This window comes from Streptomyces sp. NPDC042364 (assembly GCF_056437585.1).
The window spans coordinates 634,289-651,927 of record NZ_JBWKAJ010000002.1 but is presented as its reverse complement, the minus strand read 5'-3'; the positions used below and the strand labels follow the sequence as shown (position 1 = coordinate 651,927).

Annotated in this window: 14 protein-coding genes and 1 pseudogene; 7 read left to right on the top strand and 8 right to left on the bottom strand. The window is 72.0% G+C overall.

The features are described 5' to 3' along the window. Both AC067N_RS06130 and idi read left to right on the top strand, forming a co-directional pair. Positions 1-939, top strand: coding sequence for a cation diffusion facilitator family transporter (locus AC067N_RS06130; protein WP_478677675.1), 939 nt, complete (start codon positions 1-3; stop codon positions 937-939). Between the two features lie 315 nt (positions 940-1,254). Beyond that, entirely contained in the window at positions 1,255-1,848 is a 594-nt protein-coding gene (gene idi, locus AC067N_RS06125; protein WP_478677674.1) for an isopentenyl-diphosphate Delta-isomerase, read from the top strand. 9 nt (positions 1,849-1,857) lie between these two features. On the opposite strand, the gene AC067N_RS06120 is transcribed toward idi, so the two are convergent. Next, positions 1,858-2,364 carry an ATP-binding protein gene (locus AC067N_RS06120; RefSeq protein ID WP_478677769.1) on the bottom strand — a complete coding sequence of 169 codons (507 nt, stop codon included), beginning with the start codon at positions 2,362-2,364 and terminating at the stop codon, positions 1,858-1,860. 346 nt (positions 2,365-2,710) lie between these two features. Here AC067N_RS06120 and AC067N_RS06115 point away from each other — a divergent pair, with 346 nt between their 5' ends. Next, on the top strand, positions 2,711-3,454 hold the full coding sequence (locus tag AC067N_RS06115; RefSeq protein ID WP_478677673.1) for an enoyl-CoA hydratase/isomerase family protein: 744 nt from the start codon (positions 2,711-2,713) through the stop codon (positions 3,452-3,454). Positions 3,455-3,487: 33 nt separating this feature from the next. Here the strand turns inward: AC067N_RS06115 and AC067N_RS06110 are convergent, their stop codons facing one another. Both AC067N_RS06110 and AC067N_RS06105 read right to left on the bottom strand, forming a co-directional pair. Beyond that, complete coding sequence (locus AC067N_RS06110) at positions 3,488-4,123, bottom strand: DJ-1/PfpI family protein (protein ID WP_478677672.1); 636 nt, start codon at positions 4,121-4,123, stop codon at positions 3,488-3,490. 10 nt (positions 4,124-4,133) lie between these two features. After that, positions 4,134-5,093 carry a GlxA family transcriptional regulator gene (locus tag AC067N_RS06105; RefSeq protein ID WP_478677671.1) on the bottom strand — a complete coding sequence of 320 codons (960 nt, stop codon included), beginning with the start codon at positions 5,091-5,093 and terminating at the stop codon, positions 4,134-4,136. Between the two features lie 148 nt (positions 5,094-5,241). On the opposite strand from AC067N_RS06105, the gene AC067N_RS06100 reads away from it, so the two are divergent. The 3 genes from AC067N_RS06100 to AC067N_RS06090 all read left to right on the top strand — a co-directional run bounded on the left by AC067N_RS06100 (position 5,242) and on the right by AC067N_RS06090 (position 8,989). Next, positions 5,242-6,111 carry an SCO6745 family protein gene (locus tag AC067N_RS06100; protein ID WP_478677670.1) on the top strand — a complete coding sequence of 290 codons (870 nt, stop codon included), beginning with the start codon at positions 5,242-5,244 and terminating at the stop codon, positions 6,109-6,111. Positions 6,112-6,269: 158 nt separating this feature from the next. Continuing rightward, on the top strand, positions 6,270-6,413 hold the full coding sequence (locus tag AC067N_RS06095) for an LPFR motif small protein (protein ID WP_169800313.1): 144 nt from the start codon (positions 6,270-6,272) through the stop codon (positions 6,411-6,413). Between the two features lie 182 nt (positions 6,414-6,595). Continuing rightward, complete coding sequence (locus AC067N_RS06090) at positions 6,596-8,989, top strand: Tex family protein (RefSeq protein WP_478677669.1); 2,394 nt, start codon at positions 6,596-6,598, stop codon at positions 8,987-8,989. An 80-nt stretch (positions 8,990-9,069) separates the two neighbouring features. Here AC067N_RS06090 and AC067N_RS06085 read toward each other — a convergent pair whose 3' ends face one another. Both AC067N_RS06085 and AC067N_RS06080 read right to left on the bottom strand, forming a co-directional pair. Beyond that, positions 9,070-10,710 carry an ABC-F family ATP-binding cassette domain-containing protein gene (locus tag AC067N_RS06085; protein ID WP_478677668.1) on the bottom strand — a complete coding sequence of 547 codons (1,641 nt, stop codon included), beginning with the start codon at positions 10,708-10,710 and terminating at the stop codon, positions 9,070-9,072. A 175-nt stretch (positions 10,711-10,885) separates the two neighbouring features. After that, a complete protein-coding gene (locus AC067N_RS06080; RefSeq protein WP_478677667.1) occupies positions 10,886-11,914 on the bottom strand; it encodes an oxidoreductase in 1,029 nt (342 codons plus the stop codon). A 66-nt stretch (positions 11,915-11,980) separates the two neighbouring features. Between AC067N_RS06080 and AC067N_RS06075 the strand changes: the two genes are divergently transcribed. Then, positions 11,981-12,931 carry an FAD-dependent oxidoreductase gene (locus AC067N_RS06075; protein WP_478677666.1) on the top strand — a complete coding sequence of 317 codons (951 nt, stop codon included), beginning with the start codon at positions 11,981-11,983 and terminating at the stop codon, positions 12,929-12,931. Between the two features lie 166 nt (positions 12,932-13,097). Here AC067N_RS06075 and AC067N_RS06070 read toward each other — a convergent pair whose 3' ends face one another. The 3 genes and pseudogenes from AC067N_RS06070 to AC067N_RS06060 all read right to left on the bottom strand — a co-directional run bounded on the left by AC067N_RS06070 (position 13,098) and on the right by AC067N_RS06060 (position 17,587). Then, positions 13,098-14,723 carry a BCCT family transporter gene (locus AC067N_RS06070; RefSeq protein WP_478677665.1) on the bottom strand — a complete coding sequence of 542 codons (1,626 nt, stop codon included), beginning with the start codon at positions 14,721-14,723 and terminating at the stop codon, positions 13,098-13,100. Positions 14,724-15,043: 320 nt separating this feature from the next. Then, positions 15,044-15,390, bottom strand: a pseudogene (locus AC067N_RS06065) (ABC transporter permease); the annotation flags it as partial. Between the two features lie 232 nt (positions 15,391-15,622). Continuing rightward, on the bottom strand, positions 15,623-17,587 hold the full coding sequence (locus AC067N_RS06060; protein WP_478677664.1) for a Xaa-Pro dipeptidyl-peptidase: 1,965 nt from the start codon (positions 17,585-17,587) through the stop codon (positions 15,623-15,625). Between the last annotated feature and the right edge of the window lie 52 nt (positions 17,588-17,639).

Genomic DNA, 17,639 nt, shown 5'->3' with positions numbered 1-17,639 from the left:
ATGGGGGCTGGGCACGATCACGGGCACGCGCATCACGCGCCGGCCGGTGGTACGGCGGCGGCGGCGTACCGCGGCCGGCTGCGGATCGCGTTGTCGATCACGCTCGCCGTCATGGTGGTCGAGATCGTCGGCGGTGTCCTCGCCGACTCCCTCGCACTCGTCGCGGACGCGGCGCACATGGCGACGGACGCGGTGGGTCTCGGCATGGCGCTCCTCGCGATCCACTTCGCCAACCGCCCGCCGAGCGGCAACCGCACGTTCGGTTACGCCCGCGCCGAGATTCTGGCGGCACTCGCCAACTGTGTGCTGCTGCTGGGCGTCGGCGGATACGTGCTCTTCGAGGCGATCCAGCGCTTCGTCACCCCGGTCGGCACCGAGGGCGGTCTGATGGTCGTGTTCGGTGCGATCGGTCTGGTCGCCAACATGATCTCGCTGACCCTGCTGATGCGGGGCCAGAAGGAGAGCCTGAACGTACGGGGCGCCTTCCTGGAGGTGGCGGCCGACGCGCTCGGCTCGCTGGCGGTGATCGTCTCGGCCGGGATCATCCTGCTCACCGGCTGGCAGGCCGCCGACCCCATCGCCTCGCTGGTCATCGGCGTGATGATCGTGCCGCGCACGGTGAAGCTGCTGCGGGAGACCCTCGACGTGCTGCTGGAGGCGGCCCCCAAGAACGTCGACATGGCGGAGGTCCGGGCGCACATCCTGGCTCTGCCCGGCGTCGAGGACGTCCACGACTTGCACGCCTGGACCATCACCTCCGGGATGCCCGTCCTGTCGGCCCATGTCGTGGTCGGCTCAGAGACGCTCGACGCCATCGGCAACGAGAAGATGCTCCACGAGCTCCAGGGCTGCATCGGGGACCACTTCGACGTCGAGCACTGCACCTTCCAGCTGGAGCCCGGTGGACACGCGGCGCACGAGGCGAAGCTCTGCCACTGATCCCCGGCCGCCGCTGCCGGCCTCCCCATGTGGCGCGCCGCGTGTGCCGGGACCCGCTTGGTACGTCATCCGGTTACGCCATCCGGCCGGGTTTCGACGGTCGGCACCCGGCCGCGCGGCCGCCGAGACCGGGCGCCCGCGAGGTACCCGCACCCCCGGCGAGCGGGAGTTCGCCCGCTGTGGAGGGCCGGTGGGCGATCCATGGGTGTCCGCGCGGGGGGTGCGGGGGTAGGACATGCGGGTTGGCGTGAAGTACCAGGGGTGCCGGTTCCCTACGGCAGACTTGGGATTCGAGGAACGAAGCGAAGGATGGGCATGCCGATCACACCTGCCACCGCGATGCACGAGTCACCGGACAGCACCACGGAAGCGATCCTGCTGGAGCTGGTCGACGAGGAGGGCACGACGATCGGCACGGCGGAGAAGCTTTCCGCCCACCAGCCGCCCGGGCGACTGCACCGGGCGTTCTCCGTGTTCCTCTTCGACGAGCGGGGCCGGCTGCTGCTCCAGCAGCGCGCCCTCGGCAAGTACCACTCCCCCGGGGTCTGGTCGAACACCTGCTGCGGCCACCCCTACCCCGGTGAGTCGCCCTTCGCGGCCGCCGCGCGGCGGACGTACGAGGAGCTCGGGGTGTCGCCAGCGCTGCTCGGCGAGGCGGGCACGGTCCGTTACAACCACCCCGACCCGGACTCGGGTCTGGTGGAGCAGGAGTTCAACCACCTCTTCGTCGGACTGGTGCGGTCCCCGCTGCGGCCGGACCCGGAGGAGGTCGGGGCCACGGCCTTCGTGACGCCGGCGGAGCTGGCGGAGCGGCACGCCAAGGACACCTTCTCGGCCTGGTTCATGACGGTGCTGGACGCGGCCCGCCCCGCGGTCAGGGAACTGACGGGCCCGACCGCGGGCTGGTGACCGCGGCCGTCAGAGGTGCGCGGGTTTGAGCGGCAGGGCGACCCAGATCACCTTGCCGCCACTCGCGGTGTGCTCGACATCGCAGACTCCGCCGGCCTCCCTGGTGATCTCGCGCACCAGCAGCAGCCCCCGCCCTCCCAGCCGGCCGTGGTCGGTCTCCAGGGCGGTCGGGCGGTAGGGGTGGTTGTCCTCCACCGCGACACGCACCCACTCCGCTCCGACCGCGACCTCCACGGCGAGTGTGGGCGAGAGCACCGCCGCGTGTTTGACCGCGTTCGTCACCAACTCGGAGACGATCACCAGTAATCCCTGGACCAGGTCGTCCGAGATCGGCACGCCCTGCCGGACGAGCAGGTCCCGGACGGCGCGCCGCGCCTGCGGCACCGAGGCGTCGACGGCGGCCGCGGTGAACCGCCAGACCCCTTCGTACGGCAACGGTTCCGGCGGCCTCCGGTCGTCGGGAACGTGCCCGCCGCCGCCGGGGCGTGGGTCACCGCCGCGCCCTCGGTCGTCCATGGTCCGGTCGCCGCCTTTGCGCTCGATTGTCACCACACGTTAAGTGTTGGCGACTCGACGCCGTCCACGGATGCCTGAACACAAGTCAGCGCGTATCGACGATTTCACGACCGACCGGGTTCGGAACGATCGATGGAATGCTCGGTTCTGCCAGCCTTATGTCGCTCTTGAAACTATTCGGGTTGTACGGGTTCGGTGCCGTGCCTGATCTTCCCGACCCCGGTCGTGACTCTCCGTGATCATTCCCGAGAGAGGCCCGACGACGGGCCGGCCGCCCGCCGAACCGGGGGCGGTCAGCCGGAGGCCGTCGAAGAGCGGCGCCGGCGAGGTGGCTAGCATCCGGTGCATGGACCCTCAGCTGCTGCACTCCACCGCCGACGGGGTCGCGACGGTGGTGATCCACCACCCGGCCAAGCGCAACGCCATGACGGCCGGGATGTGGCGGTCCCTGCCGCCGCTGCTCGACCGGCTGGCCACCGATCCCTCCGTACGGGCGCTGGTGCTGACCGGCGAGGGCCGGACGTTCTGCGCGGGGGCCGACATCTCGACGCTGCGGGAGTCCCCGGGCGAGGCCCAGGGGCTGGCACTGCTCGCCGAGGAGGCGCTGGCGGCGTTCCCCAAGCCGACGCTCGCGGCGATCCGGGGGCACTGTGTGGGCGGGGGGTCGCAGCTCGCGGCGGCCTGTGATCTGCGGTTCGCGGAGGAGGGGTCGCTGTTCGGGATCACCCCCGCGAAGCTGGGGCTCGTCTATCCGTCCTCCTCCACCCGGCGGCTGGTGTCGCTGGTCGGCCCCGGCACCGCCAAGTACCTGCTGTTCTCGGGTGAGTTGATGGACAGCGAACGGGCGTTGCGCACGGGCCTGGTGGACGAGGTGCTGCCCGTGGGCGGGCTGGCCGAGCGGGTCGCGGAGTTCACGCGGGTGCTGGTCTCGCGCTCCCGGCTGACCCAGGCGGCGGCCAAGGAGTTCGCCGACGGCCGGAGGGACCGGGACGCGTACTGGGCCGAGCAGGCACGCGGCAGCGGCGACGCCGCGGAGGGCGTCGCCGCGTTCCTGGAGCGCAGGCGGCCCCTGTTCACCTGGACGGTGTGAGAGCCGTGGCCTGAGCACCGGGGCGACCGGGGGTCACATCAGGGCGAAGCGGCTGTTGGTGCGGAACTCCTCCACGAGATGCGCGGGCGCCTTGTGCGGGGCGCCCGCGTCGTACGGGGGCTGCGGGTCGTACTCGGTCATCAGCTGGACCGCCTGGGCGTGCTCGTCGCCCGCGATCCGGCCGATCAGGGTGAGGCCCATGTCGATGCCGGAGGAGACCCCGGCCGCGGTGACGTACTTGCCGTCGAACACGACCCGCTCCCCCGTCGGCTCGGCCCCGTACTGCCTGAGGAAGTCCAGCGCCAGCCAGTGCGAGGTGGCCCGGCGGCCTTCGAGGAGGCCGGCGCCCGCGAGGATCAGGGAGCCGGTGCAGACGGAGGTCGTCCAGGTGCTCGTACGGTCGGCCGCGCGGAGCCAGGCGAAGAGGGTCTCGTTCTCCATCTGCGCGAACTGGCCGGGGCCGCCCGGCACCACGACGACATCCGGGGCCGGAACCTCGGCGAGGGTCCGGTCCGCGGTGATCGCGAGGGCTCCGGTGTCGGAGCGGACGGGGCCGGTCTCCTCGGCGACGAAGACCAGTTCGGCGTCGGGGAGACGGCCGAGGGTCTCGTAGGGGCCGACGGCGTCGAGAGCGGTGAAGCGGTCGAAGAGGACGACGGCGATCTGCATGGGGGTCCCTTCAGTGGGTGGGGGCGGACGCCGGCCGGAAGCGGCGGCGGTACTCCGCGGGGGGCGTGCCGAGTGCCTTGACGAAGGCCCGGCGCATGGCCTCGGAGGTGCCGTAGCCGCAGGCGCGGGAGATCTCCTCGACGCCGTCGGAGGTGTCCTCCAGCAGCCGGCGGGCGTGTTCGAGGCGGACCCGGTCGACATAGCGGCCCGGGGTCGTGCCGGTCTCGGCCTGGAAGGCGCGGGCGAAGTGACGGGGTGAGAGGCGGGCCCGGGCGGCCAGGGTCTCGACGCTCAGATCGCCGCCGGGGTGCTCGGTGATCCAATGCTGGACCTCCCGGAGGGGCTCCCGGCGCGCGGTCTGCGCGGTGAGCTGGGCGCTGAACTGGGCCTGGTTGCCGGGGCGACGCAGAAAGACGACCAGGTGGCGGGCTATGCCGAGGGCGACCTCTCGGCCGAGGTCCTCCTCGACGAGGGCCAGGGCCAGGTCGATGCCTGCGGTGACACCGGCCGAGGTGGCGACATGGCCGTCGCGGACGTAGATGGGGTCCGGGTCGACGTCCACCGACGGGTGGTCGCGGGCCAGCTTGTCGCAGTACGCCCAGTGGGTCGTCGCCCGGCGTCCGTCCAGGAGGCCCGCCTCGGCGAGCAGGATCGCGCCGGTGCAGACCGACACCAGGCGCTCCGCCCGGGGGCCGTGCTCCCGCAGCCAGGCGACGACGTCCGGGGCGGGGTGCCGGGTGCCCTGGCCGCCGGGGACGAGCAGGGTGTGCGGGGCGGGCGATGCCGTGAGCGCCTGGTCCGGCAGGAGGGTGAGGCCGCTGGAGGTGCGCACCGCGGCGCCGTCCGGGGAGGCCGTGCGGATGCGGTAGGAGCCCGGAGCGTGCAACTCGCCGCCCTGGAAGACCTCCAGGGGGCCGGTGACGTCGAGGCTCTGCACGCCGTCGAAGAGGACGACCAGGACTGTGCGCATGTCCCGATTCTGGGGAGCCCGGGCGATGGCCGCAATGACGGGTACCCCACCTTTCCTGCCATCGGTCAGGCCCGGCCGACGCGGTGTGAGCAGAGGCACGTGGGGCCTGCCCCAGACGACGAACCGACCAGTCGGTAACCTGCGGGGCATGACGCCTTCCTCCCTGCCGGAGCGCGCCGAGCGGCGCTGCCACAACCTGCTCAACCCGTTCCACTCCGCGCACTACTTCTCCCCGGACCTCGGGCGGGAGCTGGGCGCGGTGGGGGTCGAGCACCCGAGTGCGGCGTACTTCGCGGTGCGGGCCGCCGCCATGGGCCCGGTCGGACCGGGCGTGGTGACGGCGACGTTCTTCAACTTCCGGCACGACCTGGTGGCCCGGCATGTGCCCGAGGTGTGGGAGACCGCCTCGCCCTCGGTGGTGCTGGCGGCACGCGAGCGGGTCGCGGACGCCACCCTGCGCCGGCTGCTCGGCGACGAGCTGATCGGCTCCAGGGAGGTCGCGGAGGCCGCCGAGCTGGCCCTGCGGGCCACCGAGGCGTGCGTGCGGACCGCGCGTCCCCTGTACGCCGCGCACGCCGACCTGCCGGTGCCCGAGCGCCCCCACCTCGCGCTGTGGCATGCGGCCACGCTGTTGCGCGAGCACCGGGGTGACGGGCACCTCACGGTCCTTCTCGGCGCCGGTCTCGACCCGGTCGAGGCACTGGTCAGCCATACCGCGACCGGCAAGGGCATGTCCCCGAAGTGGATGCTCGGCACCCGAGGCTGGACGCGGGCCGACTGGGAGGCGGCCCGCGGGCGGCTCCAGGAGCGCGGACTGGTCGACGGCGAGGGCGAACTGACGGAGGCGGGTGCCGCACTGCGCGAGGAGATCGAGAGCGCGACGGACCGCCTCGACCGGGCCCCGTACGAGCACCTGGGCGCGGCCGGCGTGGAACGACTCACCGAATTGATGAGCGGAATGGTGACGACGATGCTCGGTGCCGGCGCGTTCCCGGCGGGGATGATCGGCAAGAAGTGACCGGCGCGTGACCGGCGAGGCCGGGTGCGGCCCGGGGGCGGTGGGCCGCCGGGGCACGGTCTCGTGCGGGCCGGCCGGCTCGTTCACGCATGAAGGAGACGGGACGCGGTACCCGTGCTCTCCCGGCCCGGTCGGCCGGGAGAGGAAAGGGGAGTTACGTGTTCCGTGCGATCGCAGATGTGTTGCGCCAGATCGGAGGGGCTGTCGCGACGGTGGTGACGCTGCCGTTCCGAGCTGTGGCCCGGTTGTTCGGCGGCGCCTCGAGTTCCACGCGCCGCACCGGACGCGCGCGCCGGGCCTGACCCCGGCCGAGCCGTGAACCGAGGGAGCCGGACGCGAGCCCGCGTCCGGCTCCCCGGCTGTCCGGATCCGGCCCCCCACCCGTCCGGACCGGATGACCGGCACGCGCCGCCCTGATCCCCCGTTGTCCGCGTCACCTGCCACAATTGCCGCGCAACCTCAGTGGAGAAGGCGGTACGGGATCGTGACGACACCCGGATCCATCGAAGTAGGGTCCATCGAAGGCAGGATCGCCGAGGAACTCGGCGTACGGGAGCGGCAGGTGAAGGCCGCGGTGGAACTGCTCGACGGCGGTTCGACCGTTCCCTTCATCGCCCGCTACCGCAAGGAAGCGACCGAGATGCTCGACGACGCGCAGCTGCGCACGATCGAGGAGCGGCTGCGGTATCTGCGCGAGCTGGAGGACCGCCGTGCGGCGATCCTCGACTCGGTGCGGGAGCAGGGCAAGCTGACCCCCGAGGTGGAGGCGCAGATCCGCGGCGCCGAGACCAAGGCGCGGCTGGAGGACATCTACCTGCCGTTCAAGCCGAAGCGGCGCACGAAGGCGCAGATCGCGCGCGAGGCGGGGCTCGAACCGCTCGCCGAGGGCCTGCTGGGCGACCCGACCGTGGAGCCGCAGGCCGCCGCCGCGGCCTTCGTCGACGCCGACAAGGGCGTCGCCGACGCGCAGGCGGCGCTGGACGGCGCGCGGGCGATCCTCACCGAGCGGTTCTCGGAGGACGCCGACCTGATCGGCGAGCTGCGCGAGCGCATGTGGGTGCGGGGCCGGCTGGCGGCCAGGGTGAAGGAGGGCAAGGAGGAGGCGGGCGCCAAGTTCGCCGACTACTTCGACTTCGCGGAGCCGTTCACCGAGCTGCCCTCCCACCGCATCCTCGCGATGCTGCGGGGCGAGAAGGAGGACGTCCTCGACCTCGTCCTGGAGCCGGAGGAGCCCACGGACGGACCGTCTTCGTACGAGGGCATCGTCGCTCACAAGTTCGGGATCGCCGATCGTGGGCGCCCCGCCGACAAGTGGCTGACGGACACCGTCCGCTGGGCCTGGCGGACCCGCATCCTGGTGCACCTCGGCATCGACCTGCGGCTGCGGCTGCGCACGGCCGCCGAGGACGAGGCGGTGAACGTCTTCGCGGCGAACCTGCGCGACCTGCTGCTAGCCGCCCCCGCCGGTACCCGCGCGACGCTGGGCCTCGACCCCGGTTTCCGTACGGGCGTGAAGGTCGCCGTGGTCGACGCGACCGGCAAGGTCGTCGCCACCGACGTGATCTACCCGCATGTTCCGGCCAACAAGTGGGACGAGGCCATCGCCAAGCTGGCCCGTCTCGCCAAGGAGCACGCGGTCGAGCTGATCGCCATCGGCAACGGCACGGCGTCCCGCGAGACCGACAAGCTCGCCGGTGAGCTGATCACCAGGCACCCGGAGCTGAAGCTCACCAAGGTGATGGTGTCGGAGGCGGGCGCCTCGGTGTACTCGGCGTCGGCGTTCGCCTCCCAGGAGCTGCCCGGGATGGACGTCTCGCTGCGCGGTGCCGTCTCGATCGCGCGCCGTCTGCAGGACCCGCTCGCCGAGCTGGTGAAGATCGACCCGAAGTCGATCGGCGTCGGCCAGTACCAGCACGACCTGTCCGAGGTGAAGCTGTCGCGGTCGCTGGACGCGGTCGTCGAGGACTGTGTGAACGGCGTCGGCGTCGATGTGAACACGGCCTCCGCGCCGCTGCTCGCCCGGGTGTCCGGTATCTCCTCCGGTCTCGCCGAGAACATCGTGGCCCACCGGGACTCCAACGGTCCGTTCACGTCCCGTTCCCAGCTGAAGGGCGTGGCGCGACTCGGTCCGAAGGCGTACGAGCAGTGCGCGGGCTTCCTGCGGATCAGGGGCGGCGACGACCCGCTGGACGCCTCCAGCGTGCACCCGGAGGCGTACCCCGTGGTGCGGCGGATGGTGAAGGCGGCGGGCAGCGAGGTCGCGGCGCTGATCGGCAACACGAGTGTGCTGCGGTCGCTGAAGCCCGGTGACTTCGTGGACGAGACGTTCGGTCTGCCGACCGTGACCGACATCCTGAAGGAGCTGGAGAAGCCGGGGCGCGACCCCCGGCCGGCCTTCAAGACGGCCACGTTCAAGGAGGGCGTCGAGAAGATCTCCGACCTGGTGTCCGGGATGGTGCTGGAGGGGGTCGTGACGAACGTGGCGGCCTTCGGGGCCTTCGTGGACGTCGGGGTGCACCAGGACGGGCTCGTGCATGTGTCGGCGATGTCCAAGACGTTCGTGAAGGATCCGCGCGATGTGGTCAAGCCCGGCGACATCGTCAAGGTGAAGGTGCTCGACGTCGACATTCCGCGCAAGCGGATCTCGCTGACGCTGCGGCTGGACGACGAGGCCGCGCCTCAGGGCCAGTCCGGCGGGGGCACGCGGCCGCAGCGGGGGGCCCGGGCGCCTCAGCAGCGGCAGGGCCGCGGCGGCGGTGGTGGCGGCGGCTCCCGGCAGGGAGGGTCCCGGCAGGGGGGCTCCGCGCCGGCTCCGGCGAACAGCGCCATGGCGGACGCGCTGCGCAAGGCCGGGCTGGTGGACCCGAAGCGGCGCTGAGGTGATCGTGCCGGTGCCGGGTGCCCTGCTTGCGGGGTGCCCGGCACCGCGCTGTGCGGACGTGGGCCCCGGCCAGCGGCTCAGCCCTCCGTGACCTTGCCCGATGCCACCTCGAAGCGCCGGGTCACCCGTACCGCGTCCAGCATGCGGCGGTCGTGGGTGACCAGGAGCAGCGTGCCCTCGTAGGCGTCGAGGGCGGACTCCAGCTGCTCGATGGCGGGCAGGTCGAGGTGGTTGGTGGGTTCGTCCAGGACCAGCAGGTTCACACCGCGGCCCTGGAGGAGGGCGAGGGCGGCGCGGGTGCGTTCGCCGGGTGAGAGGGTCACGGCCGGGCGCAGGACGTGGTGGGACTTCAGGCCGAACTTGGCCAGGAGGGTGCGGACCTCGACCGGCTCGGTGTCGGGCACGGCCGCGCAGAAGGCGTCGAGGAGCGACTCGGGGCCGTGGAAGAGCGCGCGGGCCTGGTCGACCTCGCCGACCAGGACACCGGAGCCGAGTGAGGCGTGGCCCGCGTCCAGCGGGATGCGGCCCAGCAGGGCACCGAGGAGCGTGGACTTGCCCGCGCCGTTCGCGCCGGTGATGGCGATGCGGTCGGCCCAGTCGATCTGGAGCGACACCGGACCGAAGGCGAAGTCGCCCCGCTTGATCCGCGCGTCCCGCAGGGTGGCGACGACGGCGCCGGAGCGCGGGGCCGACGCGATCTCCATGCGCAGCTCCCACTCCTTGCGCGGCTCCTCCACGACGTCGAGCCGCTCGATCATGCGCTGGGTCTGCCGGGCCTTGGCGGCCTGCTTCTCGCTCGCCTCGCTGCGGAACTTGCGGCCGATCTTGTCGTTGTCGTTGCCCGCCTTGCGCCGGGCGTTCTTGACGCCCTTGTCCATCCAGGAGCGCTGCGTCTGGGCTCGGTCCTGGAGTGCGGCCCGCTTGTCGGCGTACTCCTCGTAGTCCTCGCGTGCGTGGCGCCGGGCCGTCTCGCGCTCGTCCAGGTACGCCTCGTAGCCACCGCCGTAGAGGTTGATCCGCTGCTGTGCCAGGTCGAGTTCGAGGACCTTGGTGACCGTGCGGGTGAGGAACTCGCGGTCGTGGCTGACGACGACCGTGCCGGCGCGCAGGCCGCTCACAAAGCGTTCGAGCCGTTCGAGGCCGTCCAGGTCGAGGTCGTTGGTGGGTTCGTCGAGGAGGAAGACGTCGTAGCGGGACAGGAGGAGGGAGGCGAGGCCGGCGCGGGCCGCCTGGCCGCCGGAGAGGCCGGTCATCGGCTGGTCCAGGTCGACGTCCAGGCCGAGGGAGTCGACGACCTCCGCCGCCCGCTCGTCGAGGTCGGCGCCGCCGAGGCCGAGCCAGCGCTCCAGGGCTGCCGAGTACGCGTCGTCCGCGCCCGGCGCCCCGTCGACGAGGGCCTGGGTGGCGTCGTCCATCACCCGCTGGGCCTCGGCGACCCCCGTACGCCGGGCGAGGAACTCCCGGACCGTCTCGCCCTCGCGGCGCTCGGGCTCCTGTGGGAGGTGCCCGACGGTGGCCGTGGGCGGGGACAGCCGCAGCTCCCCCTGTTCCGGCGGGCAGAGCCCGGCGAGCAGCCGCAGCAGGGTGGACTTGCCCGCTCCGTTGGCGCCGACCAGCCCGATCACGTCACCGGGCGCGACCACGAGGTCGAGCCCGGAGAAGAGCGGGCGGTCGCCGTGGCCGGCGGCGAGGTTCTTGACGACGAGGGTGGCGGTCACAGGGTGCGATCCTAACGACCTCCGCACCGTGCTCTCACCCCGAGGAGCAGCACGGCCGACGCCCGCGGCGGCCGGCGGCACGAGCAAGCGCGCGAAGGGCGCGGGGAGCCGCGCGGCCGGCCCCCACGGCCCCGCGGCCGGTCGGGCGACCTGGCGACCTGGCGACCGCAGCCGGTCACCTCACCATCGGCTCCACCAGCACCGTGCCCGCGGTCCGGGCCACGATGAACGACTCGCCCTTGACGGACTTGGCGTCCAGCCCGATCCGGTGCCGCCCCGCGGGCAGGATGCCGTCGAAGAACTTGTACGTGTGTGTCCGGTACAGCCGGTCGAGGCGGTACGCGGTCAGCTCGACCCGGCAGGTGGAGGTGATCTCGACACCGGCCTGACCGTCCGCCGCGATCAGCCGGGTGAGCCGGCGCTGTTCCACCGGGCTGCGGTCCAGCGCGTTCTCGATCTGCGCGACGAGGAGCGGAATGATCGGGGCGAACCCGTCGACGTACGCGACCCGCACCCCCGCCCGGTCGAAGGCAGTGCGTACCGCGGCACGGTCGGCCTCGCCGACGGCCCGGCCGAAGACGACCGCGCCGTAACCACGCAGCTCCTCGTCGGGCACACCGGCGGCGTCGTGCGCCATGTCCGCGCCGATGCCGATGGCCCGCAGGGCGGCGGCGAGTCGGGCGAGGACGGCGACCCGGGCACCGATGAGGAGGACCCGTGGGCGCGGCGGGGCCTCGTCGGCGGACTCGCGCAACAGCGACTGCAGGGCGCTGCGGTACTCGGAGCCGTGGAACCGGAAGGGGCCGATGCCGGTGTAGCCGTTCAGCCTGAGGTCGGCCTCCTCCTCCGTCTGCCAGGCGAAGTCCCGCCACACGTAGTCGTCGCCGTCCCGCTCGATCACCGCCGTCACGGCTCCGCAGGCGAGGTCGGCGCACTCGGGGCAGCCGTAGATGACGTACCGGCCGCCGGTCAGGGGCGCGTCGGCCTCCAGGAGCAGGCCGCGCACCTGGGCGGTGAAGATCGCGGGCGGTATGTCGGACGCGAGGGGCGAGACGGCGTCGAGGTCGGACAGCTGGAACAGCAGCGGGCGTCCGTCGACGATGAAGTCCACGAAGTCCCGGTGGGCTTGGTAGGCACCGTCGGCGAGGACGCCACCGGCTCGGATCGCCGGTGCCAGGCCGAAGGTCGCGTACTCGGCAGACATGGTGTGAGTATCCCCACAAAGACAGACTTGTGAGCACGGCATGACATAGTCCGTTAACGTCCCTTTGTGACCAGGGAATCGAACAGCGATGTGATCGTGGTCGGTGGCGGCATCGTCGGTCTGACGACGGCCGTCGTCCTCGCGGAGAGCGGCAGAGGGGTCCGGGTCTGGGCCCGGGAGCCCGCGGAGCGGACCACGTCCGCCGTCGCGGGCGGGCTGTGGTGGCCGTACCGCATCGAACCGGAGGCGCTCGCCGGTGAATGGGCGCTCGTATCGCTGGCGGTGTACGAGGAGTTGGCGGCACGGCCGGACGAGACAGGCGTACGCCTGGTCGAGGGCGTACACGGTGAGACCACGCTGGACGGACTCGGTGCCTGGGCCTCACGGGTGGCTGGCCTGCGGGCCACGACGGCGCAGGAGTACGCGGGGACGGGTCTGTGGGCGCGGCTGCCGGTGATCGACATGCCGGTCCATCTGCGGTGGCTGCGCGAGCGGTTCGCCGCGGCGGGCGGGACGATCGAGGAGCGCGCGGTCACGGACCTCACCGCGGTCGACGCCCGCGTGGTCGTCAACTGCACCGGGCTCGACGCGCGCGACCTGGTGCCGGACCCGTCCGTGCGTCCGGTGCGGGGGCAGTTGGTCGTGGTGGAGAACCCGGGTGTCACCACCTGGATGACATCGGTGGACCACGCCGATGGCACGAGCACGTACTTCATTCCGCAGCCGGGCGGGTTGATCCTCGGCGGTACGGCGGAGGAGGACGCGTGGTCGATGACACCCGACCCCGTGGCCGCCGAGGAGATCGTGCGGCGGTGCGCGGCCGTGCGGCCGGAGATCGCCGGGGCGCGGGTGATCGGGCACCGGGTGGGGCTGCGGCCCGCCCGGCCCGCCGTACGGCTGGAGAGTGAGCGGCCGTCTGCCGGGCGGCTGTTGGTGCACAACTACGGGCACGGCGGCGCGGGGGTGACGGTGGCCTGGGGCTGCGCCCGGGAGGTCGCGCGACTCGCCGCCGGGTGACCGTGGAGGGGTCCTGGGTGATTCCGGCCCGCCGCGGGGCGGTCGCGGCCCTCCGCCGGACGGCCGAGAAGGGGCTCCGGGCAACTCCGGGAGGGCGCCTGGGCGCGGGCGGCCGGCTCCCGGAGCGGTGCCCCGGGCGCCCGGGCGCCGCGCCCCCTGGTGGCGGTCAGGCCTTCCGGTGCCCGATGGGATCGCCCTCGACCTCCGTTCCCTGCCCCGGGCCGACCCGGATCTCGAATTCGCCGTCGTAGCGCTTGTGGCCCTCGATCACGGCGAGTTCGACGGCCTCGGAGGCCATCTCCTCGCGCACGATCACCGCGTCGCGGCGCAGGTCGCGCATCAGCGCCACACACATGCCGATCATGACCAGGACGAACGGGGCGGCCGCCAGGATCGTGAGGTTCTGCAGGCCGGTGAGGGCGTCGCCCTGGCCGCTGCCGACGAGGAGCATGATCGCGGCGACGGCTCCGGTGAGGACGCCCCAGAAGACGACGACGAAGCGCCCGGGTTCCAGGGCGCCGCGCTGGGAGAGGGTGCCCATGACGATGGAGGCGGCGTCGGCGCCGGAGACGAAGAAGATACCGACCAGCACCATCACCAGCAGGCAGCTGACGGTGGCCGCCGGGAACTGGTTGAGGACCGCGAACAACTGACCCTCCGCGGTGGACTCGTCACCGAGCCGGCCCTGGTCCTGGAGCTTCATGGCCGTGCCGCCGAACACCGCGAACCACACGAGGCTGACCGAGCTGGGGACCAGGATGACGCCGCCGATGAACTGGCGGATGGTGCGGCCGCGGCTGATGCGCGCGATGAACATGCCGACGAAGGGCGTCCAGGAGATCCACCACGCCCAGTAGAAGACGGTCCAGCTGCTGAGCCAGTCGGCCACGCCCTCGCCGCCGGACGCCTCGGTGCGGCCGCCGAGCTGCGGCAGATCGCCGAGGTAGGAGAAGACCGAGGTGGGCAGGAGGTCGAGGACCAGGATCGTCGGGCCGGCCACGAAGACGAAGAGGAGCAGGGCCAGGGCCAGCACCATGTTGGTGTTGGACAGCCACTGGATGCCCTTCTCCACCCCGGACACCGCGGAGGCGACGAAGGCCAGGGTCAGGACGGCGATGATGCCGACGAGCAGTCCGGTGCTCACCTTGTCCATCCAGTTCAGCTCCCGGGCGCCGGAGCCGATCTGGAGCGCTCCCAGGCCGAGGGAGGCCGCCGAGCCGAAGATGGTGGCGACGATGGCGAGGATGTCGATGACCCGGCCGCCGGTGCCGTTCGCGTGCTTCTCGCCGATCAGCGGGGTGAAGACGGCGCTGATGGTCTGGCGGCGGCGTTTGCGGAAGGTGCTGTAGGCGATGGCGAGGCCGACCACCGCGTAGATCGCCCAGGGGTGCAGAGTCCAGTGGAACAGCGTGGTCGCCATCGCCGTCTCCATGCGCTCACCGGCCCCGTCGGGGTCGGTGCCCGGCGGAGGCGTGGTGAAGTGCGCCAGGGGCTCACTGACGCCATAGAACATCAGACCGATACCCATGCCCGCGCTGAACATCATGGCGACCCACGACACCGTGCGGAACTCGGGCTTCTCCCCCTCGACACCGAGGTGGATACGGCCGTAGCGGCTGGCGGCGAGCCACAGGGCGAAGACCACGAAACAGGAGGCGGCCAGCATGAACGCCCAACCGCCGTTGTGTATGAGGCCGCTCAGCATCTTGCCCGAGACGCTTTCGAGCGAGTCGGTGGCAAGGGCGCCCCAGAGCACGAAAGCCAAGGTCAGTACTGCCGTCACGCCGAACACGACGCGATCGGTCCGGGGCCGCCCGCCGCCGGGGAGACCCGCCTCCGAACCGGGAAGCACGCCTCCCCCGTGGTGGGTGGTTGTGTGATCGTGCGTCACAGGTGGAACCTTTCCGCGAGTGGCTGGAACTGAGCTACTCCTGCCCAGCGAGCCCTCCCGCATGTGACCCCGCTGCCGCCTTCTTCACCAGGTGGTGTCGTGCTCTTCCCCCGTCAGGCGGTACGGGGCCCGCTCGTCCAGGAGGTGACGGGATGGGCGCCCCTCAGTTGCCGGCGCAACGGTACGAGCACACCGCAGCCGCCGGAGCGCGCACGGAGAGTAGGGAACAGGACGAACTGCACGACCGACGGCGCGGCCTCCGCGTCGCGGATCAGCGACGCCACCGCGACACCCCGAGGGCGCAGAAGGCGGCGGCGCCGAGCACGAGCGTGACGGCCAGTGCGGGCAGCTGCGAGGAGGCGCGCAGCGAGACGCCGTAGAGCCGGCCGGCCATGGTGATCAGCAGGACGTCGACGACGCTCACGACGACGCAGTGCGCCAGGAGTCCCACGAAGTACGCGGACGCGGGCAGCGGTGTCGCCCGCACGCGTTTCAGTATCCCGTTCTGGCGCCGTGCCGCGAGCACGATCGCCAACTGGCTGTAGCAGGAGCCCAGGACGGACACGGTCGGCGATCGTCGACACGTAGTTGAGCTGTGCCAACCGCACCCAAGCCGGCCTCCTCGCCCACGACGCGGGCATCGTCGGCAACCCGTAGGGGGTCCGGCGGTCCCGGCTCGGAGCATCAGCGGCCCGTTCTCGCAGCATCTGCCCGCGGCTCCCGAGACCTCGCACCGGCGAGTGACCGACCGGTGCGGAGTCCGGGCCTGCCGAGATGCACCTACATCATGGTCCGGGCCCTCATACGCCGTCACCCGGGATGCGGGCGGCGCCGCTCGGGTCGCCGACGCCGTCGAGGACGGAGCCCTTCGGCGCGGCGGTGGCACCCGAGGTCGCCTTCCTGAAGGCGGCGGCCCCGCCGACCAGCGGCACCTTGGCGTAGGTGCGCTTGAGGTCGAGGGTCAGGGTGGGCTTCGTCGACGGCGGGTCGATGAGGCCCTCGTCGGTGCCCGCGACGATGAGGGCGAGCCGGTGACCCGCCGGGACGACATGGTCGCTCGCGTGCAGGTCGAGGGTGAGGCTGTACGGGGTGCCGGGGGTGAGCGGGGCCCCGGTGCCGGAGGAGTGGTTGCCGAGGTCGGCCCAGCCGCGGCTGAGGATCGTGTAGCCGACGGCGGCGGTCTTCGCCCGGGTCTCGAGGTAGCAGGAGCTGTCACCGGTGGTGCTCGGGCCCCAGCAGGTGCGGTCGGTGAGGGTGGTGATGCCCTCGCCCGCGGTGGAGTAGTCGCGGATGGTGTCCGGGCCGAGGTCCACCAGGACCGCCGAGAGGTGTGCGGTGGAGGTGGTGGGCGTGGCGGTGACGGTCACCTTGGCGGAGCCGGAGATCCGCAGGTCCTTGGTGAGCGGCGTGGTGACGAAGCCCGCCTTGTCGGGGGTGGACCGGTCGATGTGCGCCGCCCAGTCGGTCTCGTTCAGGGCGGGGTTGTCGGTGAAGGTCTCGGTGCCGGGCCGCTTGCGGAGACCCAGGGTGCCGACGCCGGGCCGGGTGCCCTTGCCGGGGCGGAGGGTCGTGGTGCTCGTCGCGCGCGGCGGCCAGACCTTCGTCTTCACCCAGCGGTCGGGGTGGCGTTCGATGTCGGCCATGGGCTCGTCGTCGATGCCGTTGTCGTAGCCGAGGAGTTCGTGGTCGAACCAGCGGTGCAGGGTGTCGGCCCAGGCGGCGCGGCGGAAGTCGAAGGGGTCGACGTGGCCGGTCTGGGAGAGCCAGATCTTGCGCTCGACGCCGTGCTTGGCGAGGGCGTCCCACCACTGGCCGAAGTGCTTGGGGCGGACGTTGAGGTCCTGCCGGCCGTGGATGACGAAGACGCTGGCGTGGACCCTGCGGACGTCCTTGACGTAGTCGCGCTCGGTCCACAGCCGCGTCCAGTCGCCGGTGCGCGGGGCGCCGTCCACGAGCGCCCGCTGGACATGGGCGCACTCGGCGCGGGCCTCGGGGCTCTCGATGGCGTCGGACAGCCAGTCGGGGCCGGAGTCGTAGAGGGGGGCGCCCTTGGCGAAGTAGTAGTCGTACCAGGAGGAGATGGCGCCGATCGGGACGATGGTCTCCAGGCCCTCGACGCCGGTGGCGGCGACACCGTTGGCGACGGTGCCGTCGTAGCTCTTGCCGATCATGCCGGTTCTGCCGTTGGTCCAGCCGGCCTTGGCCTTCTTGGTTCCCGTGCGGGTGGTGTACGCCTTTCCACGGCCGTTGAGCCAGTCGACGACCGCCTTGGCGGACTGGATGTCGGAGCGTCCGCCGACGTCCACACAGCCGTCGGAGCGGTTGGTCCCGGCCAGGTCGACGGCGACGAAGGCGTAGCCGCGGGGCACGAAGTAGTTGTCGTAGAACAGCGGCATCTGGACGACGTTCCCGTTCGCGTCGTACGTCTTGCGCTGGCTCTCGTTGCCGCGTCCGCAGCAGGAGTAGTACGGGCTGGCGTCCATGATCACGGGTATCTTGCGGCCCCGCTGGGCCGGTTCGCTCGGGCGGACGATGTCGACGGCGACACGGTCGTTCCTCCCGTCGCGGTCGCCGTCGAGTCCGATGTCCACCCAGACGGCCTCGCGGATCGCCTTGTCGTACGCGTAGACGGGCTGGCTCTTCCGGGGCGTCGTGGTGCCGGCGACCGCCGGGGTGACGAAGCCGGCCATCAGGGCGGCGGAGGTGGCGACCGTCGCCAGGGATCTCCAGGTCGAACGGCGTGTGCGTCGCGCAGGTATCGGCATGCGCGGACGGTACTGCTGTCAACTCCCGCTCAAAAGAGGACCCGTTGGGGCG